The organism is Dyadobacter sp. 3J3, from assembly GCF_009801115.1.
GTDB lineage: Bacteria > Bacteroidota > Bacteroidia > Cytophagales > Spirosomataceae > Dyadobacter.
This window is the reverse complement of record NZ_VTOL01000003.1, coordinates 292,818-311,894: the sequence shown is the minus strand read 5'-3', so window position 1 is coordinate 311,894 and position 19,077 is coordinate 292,818. Positions and strand designations below refer to the sequence as shown.

General features: G+C 40.3%; 18 protein-coding genes. 1 reads left to right on the top strand and 17 read right to left on the bottom strand.

Annotated elements, in window-relative coordinates:
- Positions 1 to 167 precede the first annotated feature (167 nt).
- The 5 genes from FZF08_RS08315 to FZF08_RS08295 form a co-directional block, all read right to left on the bottom strand.
- Positions 168 to 2,246 carry a M3 family metallopeptidase gene (locus FZF08_RS08315; protein WP_159468173.1) on the bottom strand — a complete coding sequence of 693 codons (2,079 nt, stop codon included), beginning with the start codon at positions 2,244 to 2,246 and terminating at the stop codon, positions 168 to 170.
- A 43-nt stretch (positions 2,247 to 2,289) separates the two neighbouring features.
- Entirely contained in the window at positions 2,290 to 3,210 is a 921-nt protein-coding gene (locus tag FZF08_RS08310) for an SMP-30/gluconolactonase/LRE family protein (protein WP_229216459.1), read from the bottom strand.
- A 413-nt stretch (positions 3,211 to 3,623) separates the two neighbouring features.
- Entirely contained in the window at positions 3,624 to 4,592 is a 969-nt protein-coding gene (gene rlmF, locus FZF08_RS08305) for a 23S rRNA (adenine(1618)-N(6))-methyltransferase RlmF (RefSeq protein ID WP_200837051.1), read from the bottom strand.
- A 17-nt stretch (positions 4,593 to 4,609) separates the two neighbouring features.
- Entirely contained in the window at positions 4,610 to 5,398 is a 789-nt protein-coding gene (locus FZF08_RS08300) for a DUF3050 domain-containing protein (RefSeq protein ID WP_159468172.1), read from the bottom strand.
- A gap of 165 nt (positions 5,399 to 5,563) precedes the next feature.
- Entirely contained in the window at positions 5,564 to 6,682 is a 1,119-nt protein-coding gene (locus tag FZF08_RS08295; RefSeq protein ID WP_159468171.1) for a Gfo/Idh/MocA family protein, read from the bottom strand.
- A gap of 278 nt (positions 6,683 to 6,960) precedes the next feature.
- Between FZF08_RS08295 and FZF08_RS08290 the strand changes: the two genes are divergently transcribed.
- A complete protein-coding gene (locus FZF08_RS08290) occupies positions 6,961 to 7,905 on the top strand; it encodes a ring-cleaving dioxygenase (protein WP_159468170.1) in 945 nt (314 codons plus the stop codon).
- Between the two features lie 110 nt (positions 7,906 to 8,015).
- Here FZF08_RS08290 and FZF08_RS08285 read toward each other — a convergent pair whose 3' ends face one another.
- The 12 genes from FZF08_RS08285 to FZF08_RS08230 all read right to left on the bottom strand — a co-directional run bounded on the left by FZF08_RS08285 (position 8,016) and on the right by FZF08_RS08230 (position 19,039).
- Positions 8,016 to 8,399 carry a hypothetical protein gene (locus FZF08_RS08285; protein WP_159468169.1) on the bottom strand — a complete coding sequence of 128 codons (384 nt, stop codon included), beginning with the start codon at positions 8,397 to 8,399 and terminating at the stop codon, positions 8,016 to 8,018.
- 239 nt (positions 8,400 to 8,638) lie between these two features.
- Positions 8,639 to 9,022, bottom strand: a complete 384-nt coding sequence (locus FZF08_RS08280; RefSeq protein ID WP_159468168.1) for a hypothetical protein — start codon at positions 9,020 to 9,022, stop codon at positions 8,639 to 8,641.
- 67 nt (positions 9,023 to 9,089) lie between these two features.
- On the bottom strand, positions 9,090 to 9,473 hold the full coding sequence (locus FZF08_RS08275; protein ID WP_159468167.1) for a DUF3244 domain-containing protein: 384 nt from the start codon (positions 9,471 to 9,473) through the stop codon (positions 9,090 to 9,092).
- Positions 9,474 to 10,344: 871 nt separating this feature from the next.
- Positions 10,345 to 10,728, bottom strand: coding sequence for a DUF3244 domain-containing protein (locus FZF08_RS08270; protein ID WP_159468166.1), 384 nt, complete (start codon positions 10,726 to 10,728; stop codon positions 10,345 to 10,347).
- A gap of 67 nt (positions 10,729 to 10,795) precedes the next feature.
- Entirely contained in the window at positions 10,796 to 11,179 is a 384-nt protein-coding gene (locus FZF08_RS08265) for a DUF3244 domain-containing protein (protein WP_159468165.1), read from the bottom strand.
- Between the two features lie 507 nt (positions 11,180 to 11,686).
- Positions 11,687 to 12,928 carry an MFS transporter gene (locus tag FZF08_RS08260; RefSeq protein ID WP_159468164.1) on the bottom strand — a complete coding sequence of 414 codons (1,242 nt, stop codon included), beginning with the start codon at positions 12,926 to 12,928 and terminating at the stop codon, positions 11,687 to 11,689.
- 141 nt (positions 12,929 to 13,069) lie between these two features.
- On the bottom strand, positions 13,070 to 13,840 hold the full coding sequence (locus FZF08_RS08255) for a 3-ketoacyl-ACP reductase (RefSeq protein WP_159468163.1): 771 nt from the start codon (positions 13,838 to 13,840) through the stop codon (positions 13,070 to 13,072).
- Between the two features lie 30 nt (positions 13,841 to 13,870).
- Entirely contained in the window at positions 13,871 to 15,016 is a 1,146-nt protein-coding gene (locus tag FZF08_RS08250) for a Gfo/Idh/MocA family protein (protein ID WP_200837050.1), read from the bottom strand.
- 72 nt (positions 15,017 to 15,088) lie between these two features.
- Complete coding sequence (locus FZF08_RS08245) at positions 15,089 to 15,907, bottom strand: sugar phosphate isomerase/epimerase (RefSeq protein ID WP_159468162.1); 819 nt, start codon at positions 15,905 to 15,907, stop codon at positions 15,089 to 15,091.
- Between the two features lie 178 nt (positions 15,908 to 16,085).
- Positions 16,086 to 17,468, bottom strand: coding sequence for a glycosyl hydrolase (locus FZF08_RS08240; protein ID WP_159468161.1), 1,383 nt, complete (start codon positions 17,466 to 17,468; stop codon positions 16,086 to 16,088).
- A 93-nt stretch (positions 17,469 to 17,561) separates the two neighbouring features.
- On the bottom strand, positions 17,562 to 18,476 hold the full coding sequence (locus tag FZF08_RS08235; protein ID WP_229216458.1) for an AraC family transcriptional regulator: 915 nt from the start codon (positions 18,474 to 18,476) through the stop codon (positions 17,562 to 17,564).
- Between the two features lie 5 nt (positions 18,477 to 18,481).
- Positions 18,482 to 19,039: a DUF4126 domain-containing protein gene (locus FZF08_RS08230; RefSeq protein WP_159468160.1), complete on the bottom strand. Its 558-nt coding sequence runs from the start codon at positions 19,037 to 19,039 to the stop codon at positions 18,482 to 18,484.
- Positions 19,040 to 19,077: the final 38 nt, after the last annotated feature.

Here is a 19,077-nt window from a genome sequence, read left to right as displayed (position 1 = left end):
GAGTTATGATTCCTTTGGTAACGTCCTATTGATGAATATAGTATAATTTAAAAAATGGCGGAAATGATATTTTGAAAGTCGAACGGATCTACGATTGAATAAAAAAACCAATAAAAAAGGTGCAGAATTTCAAGTCTGCACCCTGATCATTATTTTATTATTATAATTTATGAAGGCTTGTTCAGTCCCCGGTTTTCCAGTAAATATTTCACTTCCGGCTCTCTTCCCCGGAATGCTTTGTACAAAGTCATAGGTTCTTGTGTGTCACCTTTTGACAGAATATTTTTCCGGAATGAAGTTGCCGTTTCCTGGTCAAATATATCTCCCTTTTCTTTGAAAGCGGCAAAAGCATCACTATCCAAAACCTCAGACCAGATATAACTGTAATAACCTGCCGAATATCCTCCCGAGAAAATATGCTGGAAATAGGTACTACGGTATCTTGGAGCAATTTGTTTAATCAAACCCAGGTCATTCATTTTTTCTTTTTCAAAAGAAGCAACATCCACTTTTTCTCCTGACGAAAGTGTATGGTAGCTCAGATCCAGAAATGACGCAGCCAGATATTCAACCGTTCCAAAACCCTGATTAAATTTCGAAGCTTTTTCCATTCTTTCAATCAGTTCGGTCGGAATGACTTCCCCGGTTTGGTAATGTTTAGCATAGAAGTTCAATACCTCCGGCTCAAAAGCCCAATGCTCCATGATTTGAGAAGGCAATTCAACAAAATCACGTGGAACGGATGTGCCTGACAACGTTTCATATTTAACCTGAGATAACAAACCGTGCAGCGCATGGCCAAATTCATGAAAAAATGTTTCCACTTCATCAGGAGTTAGAAGTACGGGCTCACTTCCTGTTGGTTTTGGAAAATTACAAACGTTGGCTACAATCGGAGAAACAGGAACCGTCAGCGCTGATTGTTTGCGATAGGAAGTCATCCAGGCACCGCCTCTTTTTGAATTTCTGGAATAAAAATCCATGTAAAATATACCAACATGTGTTCCATCAGCTTCTTTTACTTCGTAAACAATGACGTCCGGATGATATTTTGGAATGTCCTGAATCTCAGTGAAAGTGAGTCCGTAAAGTTTTTGACAAACTGTAAAAATACCATCCCGAACATTTTCCAGCTGAAAATAAGGGCGAAGTTCTTCGGCGTTGTAATTGTATTTTTCCTTGCGCACCTTATCCGCATAATAGGCCCAGTCCCAGGCTTCCAGTTCACCGCCATTTCCTTCGTTATTCATGACTTTCTGCATTTCGAGAACCTCATTTTTGGCAACAGGCAAAGCAGATTTCCAAAGTCCGTCCAGTAATTCATAAACCTGATCCGGAGTTTTTGCCATACTTTCTTCCAATACAAAATCGGCGTGTGTTTTGTAGCCAAGCAATTGTGCACGTTCTGCCCGCAATGATGAAATGTTGGCAACAATTTCCTTATTATCCAGCTCGTCGTCATGATTACAGCGATTGACGTACGCATTGTACATTATTTCGCGAAGCTGACGGTTTTCGGCATATTGTAAAAATGGCATAACACTCGGATTATGAAGCGTAAATTTCCACTTGCCTTCATGGCCGGACTCCAAAGCAGCATGTGCAGCTGACGCGATAAGCGAAGCCGGTAACCCTGCAAGATCGATTTCATTATCAACCAGCAGTTCAAATTTATTAGTTTCGGTTAACAGGTTTTGTCCAAACTGCACGGTTGAAATCGAAAGTTGTTTATTGATCTCCCGCATTCTGATTTGTTGTTTTGCATCCAGATTTGCCCCGCTTCTGACAAATGCTTTATATGTTTTTTCCAATAAACGCTTTTGCTCCTGAGTCAGGTTGAGGCTGCCTTGCTGATCATATAAGGTTTTTACCCTTTTGAATAAATCCGCATTCAGGAAAATGTCATCGCTGTGCTGAGATAATCTTGGTGCAATAACCTGAGATATTGTCTCTATTTCAGGAGAAGTATTTGCGGAAGCCAGATTGAAAAATACACTACCGATTTTCGATAACCGTTCATCGCTTGTTTCCAGTTTTTCAATTGTATTTTCAAAAGTTGGAGCATCTTCCTGTGTTGTTATTTCAAAAATGCTTTTTTCATTTTCTTTCATTCCCTCTTCAAAAGCCGGCATAAAATGCTCCGGTTTTACCTTATCGAATGGCGGGACTTCGAAAGGGGTGTTATATGCTGTTAATAATGGATTTGTTTCGGTCACAATATCAATGTTGTTATTGTCAATAGTCATTTCTGTTGTGTGGGTTATGGTCAATTTTTCGTTTTCCGGTATCTTATTTTACTCCTTTTACGCTCATTTTTATTCCGTAAACGGCTGTTTCAGCAGTTATAAATAGTAAATCGCGATTTTTTCCACCAAAACATAAGTTGGCTGTCCAGCCTTTGTGAACAGGAAAATGAGCGATTTCTTCTCCTTTCTTATTGAAAACTGTTACGCCATTTCCGGTAATGTATAAATTTCCTTCGTTGTCAAGAATCATCCCGTCAGATCCCTTTGATATAAACAAGGTTTTGTTTGATAACGATCCATCTTTATTGATGTCGTATAAATAGGTTTTGCTGGCGCCAATATCTGCAACATATAATTTCTTTCCATCGGCAGTTCCAATAATTCCGTTTGGTTTTTTGAGCTGATCATCCACACGAACCAATTTTTTGCCATCTGGACTTAGGTAATAAACGTGTTCTCCGTCCTGCTGCATTTTTGGATCACGTTTCCAGTAATCTCTCGGATAAAGCGGATCGGTAAGATACATGCCTCCTTTTGGATCGATCCAAAGATCATTTGGGCCGTTCAAAAGTTTTCCGTCATAATCCTTGACAAGCACCGTTGCTTTTCCTTTTTTATCAAAAGACCAAACCTGGTTATCTTCATCAGAGCATGCTACGAGATTTCCTTTTTTGTCAAAATACATACCGTTTGCACGACCAGAATTTTCTGAAAAGGTACTAAATGTGCCAGTTTCGGCATCCCAACGAATGATTTTATTATTAGGCTGATCAGTAAAGAAAACATTTCCCTGCGCATCCGCAACGGGACCTTCAGTGAATTTGTAACCGTCGCCTAATTTTTCAACCTGGGCCCCGGGGGCGATAATCGATTTTTTATCCATGATTTGGGCAGAAAGTGAATGCGGTGTGAAAAAAGATAATGCCAAAGTTAGTGCTGAGGCGAAAATGCTGAATTTTTTCATGGGGACGGATTAAATGAATATTTTAATACCAAAATGATGGCAGTAAAGACATAAGGAAAATTTTCAGGAAATTTAATGTTGATAACGTGCAGGGAAGGAAATATTTATGTCGCCCTTTCAGGGTTTTGGTAAATTGATGGTATCGAATTTCTATAATAATGTCATCCCTTCGGGATTTTATGTTAAGCAAAACCAGGAATGTAAATCAGTTTACTGAATTTAAAATAAGATCAAATCAATTATTGATTTTTAGACAAAACGTAATTTGTAATAATTGAATTTTCAAACCTTAACTAATCCCGAAGGGATGACATTATTATAGCAAGGGTATGATTTATGCTGGAAAAACCCTGAAAGGGTGGCATATCCTATTTCGTGACGATGTTTATTTTAAAAATATACTAACCGAAATACTACTTTTTAAATCGCTCTTTTGCCCATTTCTTCTGCATATCGTTATCCAGAAATGTCCATGCCACAAACCTGCTTACTTTTTGCCCTTGTGCCATTTCAACCGTTTTTACATTTAATGCATTTACTTTTTTCAGTTCAGAATAAACTCCTGGTAAAGTTGTCCTTTTTGAAATTAGCGACGTAAACCACAAACATTGTGAAGGAATTTCGGCGCTTTCCCGAATCATTTGTTTTACAAAGACTTCTTCACCGCCTTCAACCCATAACTCAGCATTTTGCCCGCCAAAATTGAGAACAGCTTTCGGGCCTTTTGCCAATCCTAGATTAATTAGTTTTCGCTTTGTACCCGCCTGTGCTTCTGCCATGGATGCATGGAATGGCGGATTGCAAATCGTAACGTCAAAAAATTCTTCGGGGTGAATAATACCTTTGAAAATATTTTTGGGAGAGGTTTGTAAACGAATATCTATCGCACCTTCGAGCGAAGGTTTTTTGTCAATAATTTGTCTTGCAGAATCGACAGAAACAGGATCAATATCAGAGCCGGTAAAACTCCATCCATATTCCCGGTGGCCTACAATAGGGTATACACAATTAGCACCTACGCCAATATCAAGAACTTTAACATTTTTCCCGACAGGGAATTTGCCACCATTTACAGAAGCAAGTAAATCAGCAATGTAATGAATATAATCTGCCCGCCCCGGAATGGGCGGGCAGAGATAACCGTCGGGGATATCCCAGTACGATATCCCGTAGAAATATTTCAACAAGGCTTTGTTAAGTGCTTTTACAGCATCTGGATTAGCGAAATCTATGGATTTATCCCCAAAAGGATTGACAAAAACGAACTTTGATAATTCCTGGTAACTGTTAATTAATTCTATAAAATCATACCTTTCCCTATGCAGGTTTCGCTCATGCAGACTGGTCTTTTCGGTATGTATTTTTTTTAATTTTTGAGCCAATGAAAACGGAGATCAGATTAATTAAATATGGTTTTTTTACTCTCAATCTGCTCGTAAACGGCATCCCAAAGATCGATTCTTTTTTGAAGAGACAGAATTGTTGCCTGTTCAGCTTCTTTCCAAAAAGTCTCATTATCGCCGCAAAGATTTGAAGTCATTTGTAACGCCAGATTACTATGATGATCGCCATCCACTTCGATATGTCTTTCCAGGTAATATTTGAAAATTGAAACTTCTTCCGGGAAAGTTTTGCTGATATCGCTTACGATGGAATGGAACATATTCGGGATCAGATCTTCCCTGCCAAAAGTGAAGGTCGCAGCTTGCAAATAATCCTTTTTGCTATTAATAATCTTAAAAGTGAAATTGACAAAATCCTGTGCAGCCTGCGGCGCGTCTGATACTTCAAAAGACGAACTTAAATTATTGCTGATCTTTAATTCGGAAATGAATTTTTCAATTTGAGAAGTGTCTGCGCCACTTTGCTGCATCGCTTCAAGATACAGTTCATAATGACTTTTCAACTCACCATTTTGATCAATATCTGATTCTTCACCTGCAACAATTTCATTGATTAAATGCCTTGTTACGGCCGAACCAACCGGAAACCAGGGCACAGAAGTGCAAGTAAGGTTATTTTGAAGTGCCTTTAAAAGTGACATGAAATCCCAAACCGCGAAAACGTGGTACTGCATGAATATTCTTAAATCGTCAAGCTCGGTAATTGCCGGGTAAACTTTATGATTAATAATTTGCTGCCTGAGCGGCTCAATAGCGATTTGTAATTTTTTAATATGGTCTGACATAACAATTGGAATGAAATACGAACTCGAATGTTGAATGAATCCGCAAAGGTAACGCATCTCATTTCCTGATCCTTATTATTCAGGCCTTTTTCCGGTTAAGAAAAAATTAAATTCCGGGTTATATAAAAGTAAAAATGCCCGGCTTGATTGGCCGGGCATTTGAAATTATGCTTTATTGATTAATATTTTTTGTCCTCCTTTTCGGATTGATTCGTAAACGGCGTCCACAACAATCATGTCTTTCAATCCCTCTTGCCCCGTAATATGTGGATCCGGTTTGTTGTTAAGAATAATATCGGCCAGTCCATCCATTTGTAAAGTCTGGTGTGGAATGTGAGCGGGCATATCCATTGGACCTGCATTTGTTCGCCCTTTTATCGGACCATAACCAAACGCGGGAGACAGCTCAACAAATCCTTTTTCACCTATTACATAAAGTCTTTCGAAATTATTGAAGTTGTACGTTGTCCCGCAATTTGCGATTACACCACTTGGGAATCCTAACTGAAAAGTGATGGTTTCATCAACTTCTTTAAATTTTATAGGGTCCGTTTTGGTTTCTTGAGCCGTTACCCAGATCGGCTCCTCGCCTGTACAATAACGTGCTCCATTTAATGCATACACGCCTACATCCATCATCGCGCCGCCGCCTGCTAATGCTTTTTTCAAACGCCACTGTGTAGGATCCCCACTTTTGAAACCCATGTAATTGTTGACATGCATGATTTTTCCTAGTTCCCCCGATTCGCGCATACGGATAAGTTCGCGCGTGTGGGGCTCAAAATGAAGGCGATATCCGATGTAAAATTTAACACCGGCTTTTTCACAGGCTGCGATCATTTCGCGGGTTTGTTTGGCGTTGTCTGCCACCGGTTTTTCACAAAGAACATGTTTTCCGGTCGCTGCAATTTGCAGTACATGTTTATGATGAAGGGAATTCGGCGTTGTTACATAAACAATATCAATATCCGGATTGTTTTTTAATTCGCTGACAGTCTCATAGTTGTAGATGTTTTTGTCAGGAATGTTATATTTCTTTTTCCATGTTTCAACTTTGGAAGGAGTTCCGGAAACTACGCCCACCAACGTGGCCATGGTGCATTTCTGCATAGCCTCGGCCACTATATTGGCATAACCACCCAGCCCCATGATGGCAACCCGGAGCTGCTTTTCAGCACGAACTAAGGGGACCGACGGGGTCGCGGCTGATACCGGCAAACCCGCAAGTGCCGTTACACCAATACCAAGAGAAACCTTTTGAAGGAAATCACGACGAGAATTCATGTGCGAACCAGATTTTAGAAATAGTTTGAATGCCAGATGTTACCGACATTTTTAAAAGAAAAAGATTTCTCCTATCTCCTTATTATCAGTCAGGAATATGGCGTTTGCTCGATTATTATTTTTCAGTATTTAATTCTAAATCGATAATCCGTACAACAGGTTCTAGCTTCTGTCAATCGATCAAAATAGCTTTTCACCATTATTTTGGCAGATTATTGAACTAAGTTTTGATAATACATGTATATACATTAAATGTAACAACATATAAATTTTAAAACATGGAAAATCTTATCAATGGCTTGCATCATATCACTGCATTGGCAAGTGACGCACAGAGAAATGTTGACTTTTATGTAGGAATTCTTGGTTTGAAGATGGTGAAAAAAACGGTCAATTTTGATGCACCAGATGTCTACCATTTATATTACGGAGATGAAACAGGCTCACCGGGCTCCATTGTTACATTTTTTCCATATGCGGGTTTGGTTCGTGGCCGGAAGGGTGGCGGACAATTAACTTTTTCAGCTTTTTCAATTCCAACAGCTTCATTAAGTTTCTGGATGGACAGGCTGGTGCATTTCGGCATTCCTTATGCAGGACCTTACAGGCGATTTAATGAAACTTATCTCCGTTTCGAAGATTACGATGGAATGGGTGTGGAGCTTGTTGCCAATGATGTTGACAAACGTCCGGGATGGGACAACGGGAAAATTCCAGCCGAATATTCGATCCGTGGTGCGTACACAGTTTCGCTAAATGAATATAAAATTGATAAAACAGTTTCTTTGCTGACCGATGTGATGCAGCATCGCCTGGTTGGAGAAGAAAATGGGGTTTATAGATTTGAAGCGGGTGCTGGCGGCCCTGGTTCTTATGTAGATGTACTGGAATCGCCAAAAGATATTCGTGCTTTGCAGGGTGCAGGCTCAGTTCATCACGTAGCTTTTGCAACGGATAGTGACGAAACACAGCTGGAAATTCGGGAGAAATTGTTGTCGGGAAGTTATAATCCAACCGAAGTTTTAGACCGTAATTATTTCCATAGTATTTATTACCGCGAACCGGGTGGGATCCTATTTGAAATTGCCACAAATCCTCCGGGATTTTCGGTAGATGAAAGTGTTGCGGAATTAGGTACTGCCTTAAAATTACCGGAATGGTACGAGCCAAGAAGAGAGAAAATCGAGGCGGAACTGCCGGTGATTGTGGCCGAAAGTAGATAATATTAAGAATAGCATAAATAAAAAAACGGCTTCCGGTAATCTGGAAGCCGTTTTACGTGAACATGGCTAATAAAGAGCTTGGGGAAGTGGATGCGTAATGGCAGAAAATGTTATTCAATTTTTAGAGAACGTTGTATTTTTTGTTCGGTCAAAAAGACAGATTTTGAAAGAATTTCATTGCCAATCATTATTTTGAGCGTATAATGCCCGTCTTCAAGCTGATCAACGTTTAGTGCGCGACCGAACTTCGCATAGTTATTTCGGATAATTTCCCGGTATAAAACTTGTCCTCCATCGTCACTCAACAAAATAATGGCCGGCGCAGATTTATTAACACGGTCAACATAGATATTGATTTTTCCATCAATAGAACGGTAAATCCCTGTTCTGAAACCGGTTGGTTTTTTGGCTTCCTTTTCATCTGCAAAAGCAGAAATGCAGGTAATTACAACAAGTACGATGGTACCGATGATTGTTTTGGTTGTCTTTTTCATAGCTAATGTGATTATGATGGATTAAATGTTTGTGCTTGAATTTTCCCAGGCTCATTGGACATTTTCATCATCTTAGTCGCAGCAAATGCATTGGCAGACAACAAAGGATATGGACTTAAATCCACTAATGATTGAACGGCGGTTTTTGGAGAATATAAAAAAGAAAAAGCGGTTTCCGTTGTTTGGAGACCGCTTTTATTAACGCTGGCTAATAGATTTGACTGCTTGATTAATCCGAGTTAATTGATTGTCAAAACACGTTCAGTTTTTTGTTCTGTCAATTGAAGCGATTTTGATTGAGTTTCTCCATTGCTGGTCACCTGGATTTCATATTTTCCTGCTTCCAGTTCATTTAAATTTAAAGAGCGTCCGAATTTTTGGCTTCCTTTTTCAATTACTTCACGATAAACAATGTCTCCCAAGTTATTTTTTAACACTAAAATGGTTGGTGAATCCTGATTCACTTTGTCAACCAGAACATTGATTTTCCCACCTTTGGTAGTATAAATTCCGGTACCGAAACCTGTTGATTTTTTGGTTGCTTTATCATCTGCATGTGCAGAGAAAGCGAATGAGGCAACAAATGCGAAGGCAACAGCGATATTTTTGATGTAAGTTTTCATGGCTTTGATTTTTTAAGTATGGCTAATATTTTCTTTATGAATGGCTAATAATTATTTCAGAAACTGCTTATTTGATAGTCAAAACACGTTCTGTTTTTTGATCTGATAATTGGAATGCTTTGGTTTGGGTTTCGTTTTTGCTTGTTACATCGATTTCATATTTTCCGGCTTCAAGATCCGTAACGTTCAACTGGCGACCGAATTTTTGATTTCCTTTTGCAATAATTTCGCGGTAAACCACGTCTCCGTTTTCATTTTTAACAAGAATGGTTGTTGAAGCATTGTCATCTGCTTTATCAACTAATACGTTGATTTTTCCACCTTTATTGATGTAAACCCCAGTTCCAAAAGCGGAAGCTTTTTTAGTTTCTTTGTTTTCGGCGTTAGCAGCGAAAGCGAAAGAAGTAACAAATGCGAAAGCAACAGCGATATTTTTGATTGAATTGTTCATGGCTAATTTATATTTTAATGTTTATGATTTGTTTCCCTTATTGATGAATCAAAGATAGGGTGATGGCAGGTACTATGTATAACAAAGTACATGAATGGATGGTTTTTGGTGATAAGTGGTTTTGGGAATAAATGAGTAATTAAGCGGTGGAAATGTGTTGTTGCATTTTTGTAAATGCAATGATCTGGATGATGTGTAATCGTAAAAATTAATTTTGGACAAAGCTGGTCATGTGAATTAAAATAGGCCATGCCTACGGCATTTTTTGAACGCTAGGATCACCACGGATCCAGGGATTAAAATCCCTGGCTACAATGTCGTTCGTGCCTACGGCATTTTTTGTACGCTAGGATCGCCACGGATCCAGGGATTAAAATTCCTGGCTACAATGTCGGCCATGCCTACGGCATTTTGTGAACGCTAGGATCACCACGGATCCAGGGATTAAAATCCCTGGCTACAATGTCGTTCGTGCCTACGGCATTTTTTGAACGCTAGGATCGCCACGGATCCAGGGATTAAAATCCCTGGCTACAATGTCGTTCATGCCTACGGCATTTTTTGAACGCTAGGATCGCCACGGATCCAGGGATTAAAATCCCTGGCTACAATGTCGTTCATGCCTACGGCATTTAGTAATGGCACAAATTGTTACTTATCAAAGATGGAAATCTATAAATATCATTATGGCTCATGTCTATGGCATTTTTTTCAATGCTGTAAGCACGGCTACGCACCCCGGACCGATATTGTTAACCAGGGGATTTATCCCTGGGGAATGAATTTGGCTATATTTTATATTAGCACAGACAAAAAATGGCTCCCGTTTTTCACGAAAGCCATTTTCAAAAAGTAAAATATCAGAATGTTTTTATTTAATAGTCACAACACGCTCAACAACCGGTTCTGACAATTGAAATGATTTAGTTTGTGAATCATTTTTACTGCTTACTTTAATTTCATATTTACCGGCGGTAAGCTCGTCAACATTTAAAATACGTCCGAATTTTTGAAGATCTTTTTCAACTACTTCCCGGTAAACAACATCTCCGGCTGAATTTTTAACAACGATTGTCGTGTTGGAATTGCTGTTAAGTTTATCGACAAAAACGTTAATTTTTCCATTTTTGTTGATGTAAACGCCAGTGTTAAGGACAGAGGCTTTTTTAGTGGCTTTATCATCTGCATGAGCAGAGAAAGCGAATGAGGCAACAAATGCGAAAGCAACAGCGATATTTTTGATGTAAGTTTTCATGGCTTTGATTTTTTAAGTATGGCTAATATTTTCTTTATGAATGGCTAATAATTATTTCAAAAACTGCTTATTTGATTGTCAAAACACGTTCTGTTTTTTGATCTGATAATTGGAATGCTTTGGTTTGGGTTTCGTTTTTGCTTGTTACATCGATTTCATATTTTCCGGCTTCAAGATCCGTAACGTTTAACTGGCGACCGAATTTTTGATTTCCTTTTGCAACAATTTCGCGGTAAACCACGTCTCCGTTTTCATTTTTCACAAGAATAGTTGTTGAAGCATTGTCATCTGCTTTATCAACTAATACGTTGATTTTTCCACCTTTATTGATGTAAACCCCAGTTCCAAAAGCGGAAGCTTTTTTAGTTTCTTTGTTTTCAGCGTTAGCAGCGAAAGCGAAAGAAGTAACAAATGCGAAAGCAACAGCGATATTTTTGATTGAATTGTTCATGGCTAATTATATTTAATGTTTTGTTATAATTGTTTCCCTTATTGATGAATCAAAGATAGGGTGATGGCAGGTACTATGTATAACAAAGTACACGAGTGGATGCTTTTCGGTGATAAGTGGTTTGGGGAATAAATGAGTAATTGAGCGGTGGAAATGTGTTGTTGCATTTTTGTAAAAGCAATGATCTGGATGATGTGTAATCGTAAAAATTAATTTTGGACAAAGCTGGTCATGTGAATTAAAATCGGTCATGCCTACGGCATTTTGTGAACGCTAGGATCACCACGGATCCAGGGATTAAAATCCCTGGCTACAATGTCGGTCATGCCTACGGCATTTTGTAATAATAAATTTTAGGTAGCTTATTTTGTAAATTAAATCTCTGAATATTATACCATTAGTTCAAAGCCATGATCCAGTGCCGTAGGCACGGCCGACATTGTAGCCAGGGAATTTATTCCCTGGAAATGGAAAATATTTTTTTTAGTTTCCGTAAAGGATCCGTTTTCAATCCTTTTCCACAAAATTCATATCCTTCGTAAATGTCTCTTCCAGGAAATACAATGCGATCAAAGCAATGATGCTGGTTATAATGCCCAGAGTAAGTCCGCTGTTGATTACACCAAGATTAGGTTTGAACTGTACAAACAATGCAGCTAACGGAATGGTAGCACCGCGGACAAAATTAGGAACTGTTGTAGCTACCGTTGCACGTAAATTTGTTCCGAAAAGTTCGGCAGCGATGGTAATGAATAATGTCCAATAGCCATTGCAAAATCCTAAGAATGCACACACAACATAGAAGGAAAAAGCATCCTCTAAAGGAATCAGGAGATAAGTTATCATCATACAGAGTGAAAGTGTGATGAATAAGCCGATTACCTTCTTCCGGCTTTGTAAGTATTGACTTAGTAATCCGCTGGCGATATCACCAAAAACCTGTCCTGAAAAAGCCAGCATAACTGCTTTACCCGCGTTCACACCAACAATTCCTTTGGCATGACCAAATTCCGGTGAAAAGGTGATCAGGATACCAACAACAAACCAGATGGGAAGTCCAACCAGAATGGCCATCAAATATTTACTGAACCGTTTACGATTTCCGATGATCATCAGAATGTTTCCCTGGTCAACACTTTTCTCTTTTATTTTTTGAAACATACTTGACTCAAAAACATTGAATCTTAGTATCAAAAGTATCAATCCCATTCCGCCACCGACGAAATATGAGATTCTCCACGCGAATAAATCGGCCACAAAATAGGCCAGAATGGCTCCCATAACACCGAGCGTTGCAACCAGCGTTGTTCCGTATCCCCGGACTTCTTTCGGTAAAACTTCGGTAACCAGTGTAATTCCGGCACCAAGTTCTCCTGCCAAACCGACACCGGCAACAAATCTTAAAATCGCATACTGATCAACTGACGTTACAAATCCATTACTGATGTTGGCTAAAGAATACATGATGATGGATCCGAAAAGTACGGAAAGTCGTCCTTTCTTGTCAGCAAGAATTCCCCATAAAACACCACCAATTAACATACCGGCCATTTGGTAATTCAGCAATTTTATTCCTTCCGTCAAAAGCTGATCATCTGCGACATTAAGTGCTTTTAAACTGGGAACACGGACGACACTAAACAAGAATAAATCATACATATCCACCAGATAACCAAGCGCAGCAACGATAACCGGCACCTGCATAAGCTGCGATAACAAAGACGGACGGGATTGTGGAATGGCTGACATGGGTTTTAGGCGTTAGCTTTTAGCGTTTAGGCGTTATTTGGGATCATTAGAATATGTTGTCTTAAACAATACTTTGAAGAGCAAATGATGTATCGACGAGCTAAAAAAGCTAATAGCTTACTGCTAAAAGCCAGCAGCTACTCAAAGTCTGTCGATCAGCATTCCACCATCAACACCAATTACCTGACCTGTGGAATAGGGGAAATCGCCTCGGGTGAGTGATGCAACTGCTTTTCCAACATCTTCCGGTGTGCCCCAACGTGGTTGCAGTGCCATACCGTTTTCAAAAAGTCCATTGTATTTTTCCTGAACTTTGGCAGTCATATCGGTAGCAATAACGCCGGGCCTAATTTCAAAAACCGGGATATTATACTCTGCCATTCGCACCGCAAAAAGGGCGCTTGTCATCGCTAATCCGGCTTTTGAAACACAATATTCTCCACGGTTTGTAGAAACCACCGTTGCTGAAATTGAAGTGACAAAAATGATCGTTGCTTCAAAAGCATGATTATTTTGCTTAGTATGAGCCATTTTTTTTGCTACACTTTGGGTGAAAAAAAATGGCCCTTCCAGATTGGTCATTAACACTTCCTGATAATTTTCAGGTGTCGTTTCGAGTAAATCCATTCTTACCCGTGGCGCAATGCCTGCATTGTTGACCAGCAAATTAATTTGTCCAAAAAAATCGTAAGCTTTGGTCATAATCTTCTCACGATCTTCCGCAATAGCAATGCTTCCCTGGCAATAAAGTACATCAGCTCCAAGCTTCCGAAGTTCTTGCAATGCTTCCAGGGCATTTTCTTCATCCCGAACGCCATTAATTGCCAGATTAAATCCTTCTTTTGCCAGTGCTTTTGCAATTCCAAAACCAATTCCCCGGCTTCCTCCGGTTATGAGTGCAGTCTTTTTCATAAAATAGTAAGTTGATTTATGGAAAGACTTTTATAATTCGTCGATCGTTACCCATTGCCGTTTTTCCCAGCTTTCTATTCCTTTTTCTGCCAGTTGAACACCACGCGCTCCGGCTTTCAGATCCCATGGAAATGGCGTGTCTTTTACCACATGTTTTAGAAATAATTCCCACTGCGCTTTAAATGCATTGTCAAAATTTTCCTGCTCCGGTACTTTTGCCCAGCCATCGAAAAATGGTATAGGCTGAGCAATATCCGGGTTCCATACCGGTTTTGGCGTATTTCCATAATGTTGGGTATAACATTCCCGCAAACCGGCCACGGCCGAACCTTTTGTTCCATCCACCTGCAAAGTCAGTAAATCATCCCGACGAACGCGGACCGTCCAGGATGAATTGAACTGGGCAATGACATCACCTTCCAGTTCAAAAGTCGCGTAACATGCGTCATCCGCTGTGCAGTGATAGGGCTTCCCATTTTCATCGATTCTTTCCGGAATATGTGTGGCACCAAGACAGGAAACTGCCTTGACTTTTCCAAAAAGATTATCCAGCACATAACGCCAGTGACAAAGCATGTCAACGATAATTCCACCATCGTCTTCTTTTCTGTAATTCCAGGATGGACGTTGTGCGGGAATGGAATGGCCTTCAAAAACCCAGTAACCGAATTCTCCGCGAACAGAAAGTATCTTTCCGAAGAAACCGCTTTCCATCAAACGTTTCAGTTTCAACATACCCGGAAGCCAGAGTTTGTCCTGAACCACACCGTTTTTAAGTCCGACTGCCGTGGCTAGTTCGTATAGTTCCAGTGCTTCTTCGGTGGTAGTTCCGGTTGGTTTTTCACAATAAATATGTTTTCCGGCCAAAATCGCTTTTTTTACAGCCGGTGCTCTGCGGCCGGTAACCTGTGCATCAAAATAAATCTGAAAATGCGGATCACCTAAAACAGAATCCAGGTCGGTTGTGAATTTTGAAATACCGGATTGTTTTCCCAAAGCTTCCAGTTTTGCTTTATTTCTTCCAACTAGAATTGGGTCAGGCATAATGATCTCGTCTGCCGAAATTTTAACGCCTCCTTGTTCGATTATAGCAACGATAGAGCGTAATAAATGCTGGTTGGTTCCCATGCGGCCCGTAACGCCGTTCATGATAATGCCAATAGTATGAGTAATCATCTTTTTAGGTTTTAGCGTTTAGTTATTGGCTGTTAGCTTTAGATACTTGAAGATTTAAGCTTGTAATAATTTTTAAACATGTTGAATAAAAGCTTCTGTAACCTCTTTCAGGAAAATATCCTGATCCTTTGCCCAGTGTGTATTTGAAAATATTTCCACCTCACAGAATCCTTTAAAACCTGCGGCTTCGACCCAACTGCGTATTTTTTTTAGGTCAATACAGCCTTCACCCATTAAACCACGGTCGTTCAGAAGATCAATGGTATTTACTTTCCAATCGCAGACGTGGTATGCGAAAAGATTTCCATTGGCTCCGCAGCGGGCGATTTCTTTTTCCAGTTCAGAATCCCACCATAAGTGATACACATCGACAGCAACACCAACATAATCAGACTTGAAAAATTCAGCCATATCATTGGCCTGAGCCAGTGTATTAATAGCAGAGCGATCAGCGGCGTACATTGGGTGAAGTGGTTCGATAGCCAGTTTTACATTGAGCTTTTCTGCCAGGGGCAATATTGCTTGGATACCTTCACGGATCTGATTTCTGGAAATATCAAGTGACTGATCTGGCGATGCGCCGCAAACCAAAACGATCATAGGAGCGCCCAACGCTGCGGCCTCTTCTAGTAATTTTTTATTATGATCAATCGCCTGAGCACGTCCTGCGCTGCTTGTGTGAGGGAAAAATCCACCCCGGACATATGAAACAATTTCAAGTCCGGCCGCTCGAATTAGTTCCCCGGAACGTCTTGGCCCAATACCTTCGGTAGCATTTTGCCAGACACTAATTCCTTTAACACCCGCCGCCGCATATTTTTCAACAGCCTCCGGAAGTGCCCAGGGCTTGGTAGTAATGGTATGAATGCAACAGCGATCGAGAGAAGCCATATTAATGGTTAATGGTTAAGGGTTAAGGGTTAATGTTTTAGTTGGTTGAATTTTGACTATTTATTAGTGTTGGAGTTAGTGTAGAGCAATATTCAATAGTGTTGTTTTTAGTCCGAGAACTTCAAACGCCACCATTAACCATTAATCGCACCGGCGACCCGGCCTTAACAATTAACCATTATTTCACCGCGCCCAGATATGAGTAGTATGGTAAGTTTTTGTTGATGCGATGTAAGTATAATGCTACCTCTCTCGCATGGTAATCGCCCCACATGCTGGATTCGCCGTTTGGTACTTTTTGACCATCCGGAATATTGTCCCAGCCATTTGGTCGATGATAAACGGAATGAAGGATCAATCCCTGATGTTTCGGGTCTGTTGATAAATAAGGTTCATCGAAAAACGTGTTTAAGGTTGTCAGGCCAGCTTGCCAGTATTTATTTCCTTCTTCTGATTGATTTTTGTCATTCAAATATTTTCCTAACCTTAACAATCCTTGTGCTCCAATGGCCGCAGCGGAGCTGTCGATTGGTTCAAAATCATTGTACGGATCAGATTTTCTGCTGCTGTAATCTCCTAATTTGTAAAGCTGAGGAGCTCCCGTATCCCAGTATGGAATTCCGTCGGAAGCGGTATGTTTTATGTAGAAATCGCAGGTAGCTTTTGCTGCTTTTAGGTAGATGGTTTCAATATTTTCCCGTCCTCCGATTTGTACTAATTCATCATCTGAGAAATAAGAAAGTGATTCTAGTTGCTCCGCAAAACCTGTCATAGCCCAGGCTAATCCCCGTGTCCAGGTTGTGAAGCCGGAAAATCCTTGCTGGGAATTCGGGCAGCGGAAATTGCCGTCATTGGTATTGAACACGCTCTCATGCGCCGTTCTGCCCCACAGATCGTAGCTGTCACGGCCTTCACCGTAGTAGACAGAATATTTTGCAGTAGCCAGAGAATGGAAAGTACCCCTTTCCAATAAACTCGTTTTTACATCATTTTCACCCATCAGACTATGCCCTAATAAATGAGAAACCATAAGGGCTCTTACTGAGCGAATGGTGTCAACAAATAGCGAATGCGGACCGTTGAAAGAATGAATATATCCCTGGCCATCCTTTGTATTTGTCCAGCGTTTTGCCTGAACGGCCCCGGAAATTTTCAACGCAAGTTCATAAAAATCACGTTCCCACTTATTTTCTTCGATCCGGCCTTCATTCATCAGCCGAAGTAAATTTCCATACGTACTTACATTGTTAAATCCATGATCGTGCACACCAAAATGCCCGACATGCGACGCCATATGGTCAACCGTATTTTTTCTGGCTTTTTCTAGAAATGATTCGTCGCCTGTAACATCAAATTGTAAAACTTCGGCACCGTATTGAAAACCTTGCGTCCATTCGGTCCAGCCACGGGTTGTGTATTTTCCGTTTACTGTAAAAACCGGTGAACCTTTGGAAGTATCGTATTCTTTTGAAATAAGATTAATTTTTTCTGCTGAAAGTTGCCACAACCGGTCAATTTTTGGTTGAAGCGAAGCTGCGGACAGGTCGTTACGAATCTCCATGTGTTAATATCAAAAGTATTATTTAGCCTTTTTATTTTAGGATAATACAAAGATATATTTTCAACGAAGTGTTGGCAAGGTACATTTTTGCTATTAAATGGTACTTTTCCGAACTGAATCCCGGTATTCGTTTGGTGTCAACCCAGATTTACGTTTAAAGATCCTCCCAAAATAGGAGGGGTCCTCAATGTGAATGTGATAGGCAATCTCTTTGCTGCTAAGGTTTGTGAAAACCAGCAATCTTTTGGCTTCAAGAAGCAGCTTGTTCAGGATATATTCCTGTGTTTGAATGCCCAGGAATCGTTTTACGGTTTTGCTTAAATAATCAGGAGAAACTTCCAGGATTGTGGCATACTGCTGGACTTCATGCATTTCCCTGAAATTCTTTTCAACCAGTTCCTGAAAACGGCCGACGATTTCCGGAACCGAAGAAGCCGAAGTCTGATACGACGTTACTTCTTTTTGGCTGATGATGGCACATTTTTGAAGAAAGAGTCCCAAATACTGACCCAGCATATTTTGGTCAGTCTCATTCCCAAGATGATCTTCCACCATATTTTCAAGAATGTTATGAAAATAATGCCTTTCAATATCGGATAATCGTAAAATGGGCTGTCTTTTGGAAGTCTGAAAAAATGGGAATTTAGAAAGTGAAGTAGCAGATGGATTATAAAAAGTGTAAAAGTCTTCTGAAAAAGCAACGATAAATCCCTGGCAAGGTGCCGAAAAAGTCAAAAGATGGACCTGGCCCGGTGTCAGGAAATGAATTCCTGTTCCTTGTACTGAATAAGAATGGAAATCTATTTCATGAAATCCCTGTCCTTCTTCAATAAAGAGTATTTCGTAGTAGCTGTGCCGGTGCGGCGTGTCAGTTGGTAAAGGCGTAATTGGTAAATTTTCCGGCGTTTCTGTCGATTTTCCTTGGCTGTTCTTAAACCTGTAAATTCTCAGTGCGGGCACAGCACTAAGCGATTTTGGTAACGAATGAACAGGTATGGTGTCAAACATAAGTATTATTTAGATTTTCTTAGCTTTCCTATTCTCCTGAAAAGCCAAAGTACCAGCAGAACTACCAGTACCAACGCTACAATTGGCAGAAAAACTGCTAATCCTGACAAACTGAATGAAGCAATATTTTCGGCCGTCGATACAACCGGGTTACCAAAGCCTGCTGTTGTTTTGGACGATAATAAACGCAAAAGACCCGTACCGGCCTGCACCAACCCGGCAGTTCCTCCACCTACAATTAATCCCAGTCCCCAATGCAAAACCGGATTATCGATCTGAATAAATGATGTTGAAAGCAGAGTCCCCGCTACGACGGCGGCCGGCGTGGCAATAGTATCCAGTAAATTATCGATGAAAGGAATATAATACCCACTGATTTCGGCGATGGTTGCCGTTAGCAAAACAAAAAATGCCGTCCAGGTAGCCATCCATGCAAAACCTTCACCGGGTGTGATCCATCCGCTTAATGTAGCGATATTGGCCACCAGCATAGGGAGAAAAACCCGGAATCCACTGCTGGCACTCAGGCCAAGTCCAAGACAAATACTTAGAAAAATTTCCATGACCTGATTGTTTGGATTGACGAGTTTGAAAAAACGGC

Bases quoted from the DNA above. Each gene is read 5' to 3' on its own strand.
- FZF08_RS08315 (WP_159468173.1), bottom strand. From the start codon at position 2,246: ATGACTATTGACAATAACAACATTGATATTGTGACCGAAACAAATCCA.
- FZF08_RS08310 (WP_229216459.1), bottom strand. From the start codon at position 3,210: ATGAAAAAATTCAGCATTTTCGCCTCAGCACTAACTTTGGCATTATCT.
- FZF08_RS08300 (WP_159468172.1), bottom strand. From the start codon at position 5,398: ATGTCAGACCATATTAAAAAATTACAAATCGCTATTGAGCCGCTCAGG.
- FZF08_RS08295 (WP_159468171.1), bottom strand. From the start codon at position 6,682: ATGAATTCTCGTCGTGATTTCCTTCAAAAGGTTTCTCTTGGTATTGGT.
- FZF08_RS08290 (WP_159468170.1), top strand. From the start codon at position 6,961: ATGGAAAATCTTATCAATGGCTTGCATCATATCACTGCATTGGCAAGT.
- FZF08_RS08285 (WP_159468169.1), bottom strand. From the start codon at position 8,399: ATGAAAAAGACAACCAAAACAATCATCGGTACCATCGTACTTGTTGTA.
- FZF08_RS08280 (WP_159468168.1), bottom strand. From the start codon at position 9,022: ATGAAAACTTACATCAAAAATATCGCTGTTGCCTTCGCATTTGTTGCC.
- FZF08_RS08275 (WP_159468167.1), bottom strand. From the start codon at position 9,473: ATGAACAATTCAATCAAAAATATCGCTGTTGCTTTCGCATTTGTTACT.
- FZF08_RS08270 (WP_159468166.1), bottom strand. From the start codon at position 10,728: ATGAAAACTTACATCAAAAATATCGCTGTTGCTTTCGCATTTGTTGCC.
- FZF08_RS08265 (WP_159468165.1), bottom strand. From the start codon at position 11,179: ATGAACAATTCAATCAAAAATATCGCTGTTGCTTTCGCATTTGTTACT.
- FZF08_RS08260 (WP_159468164.1), bottom strand. From the start codon at position 12,928: ATGTCAGCCATTCCACAATCCCGTCCGTCTTTGTTATCGCAGCTTATG.
- FZF08_RS08255 (WP_159468163.1), bottom strand. From the start codon at position 13,840: ATGAAAAAGACTGCACTCATAACCGGAGGAAGCCGGGGAATTGGTTTT.
- FZF08_RS08250 (WP_200837050.1), bottom strand. From the start codon at position 15,016: ATGATTACTCATACTATTGGCATTATCATGAACGGCGTTACGGGCCGC.
- FZF08_RS08245 (WP_159468162.1), bottom strand. From the start codon at position 15,907: ATGGCTTCTCTCGATCGCTGTTGCATTCATACCATTACTACCAAGCCC.
- FZF08_RS08240 (WP_159468161.1), bottom strand. From the start codon at position 17,468: ATGGAGATTCGTAACGACCTGTCCGCAGCTTCGCTTCAACCAAAAATT.
- FZF08_RS08235 (WP_229216458.1), bottom strand. From the start codon at position 18,476: ATGTTTGACACCATACCTGTTCATTCGTTACCAAAATCGCTTAGTGCT.
- FZF08_RS08230 (WP_159468160.1), bottom strand. From the start codon at position 19,039: ATGGAAATTTTTCTAAGTATTTGTCTTGGACTTGGCCTGAGTGCCAGC.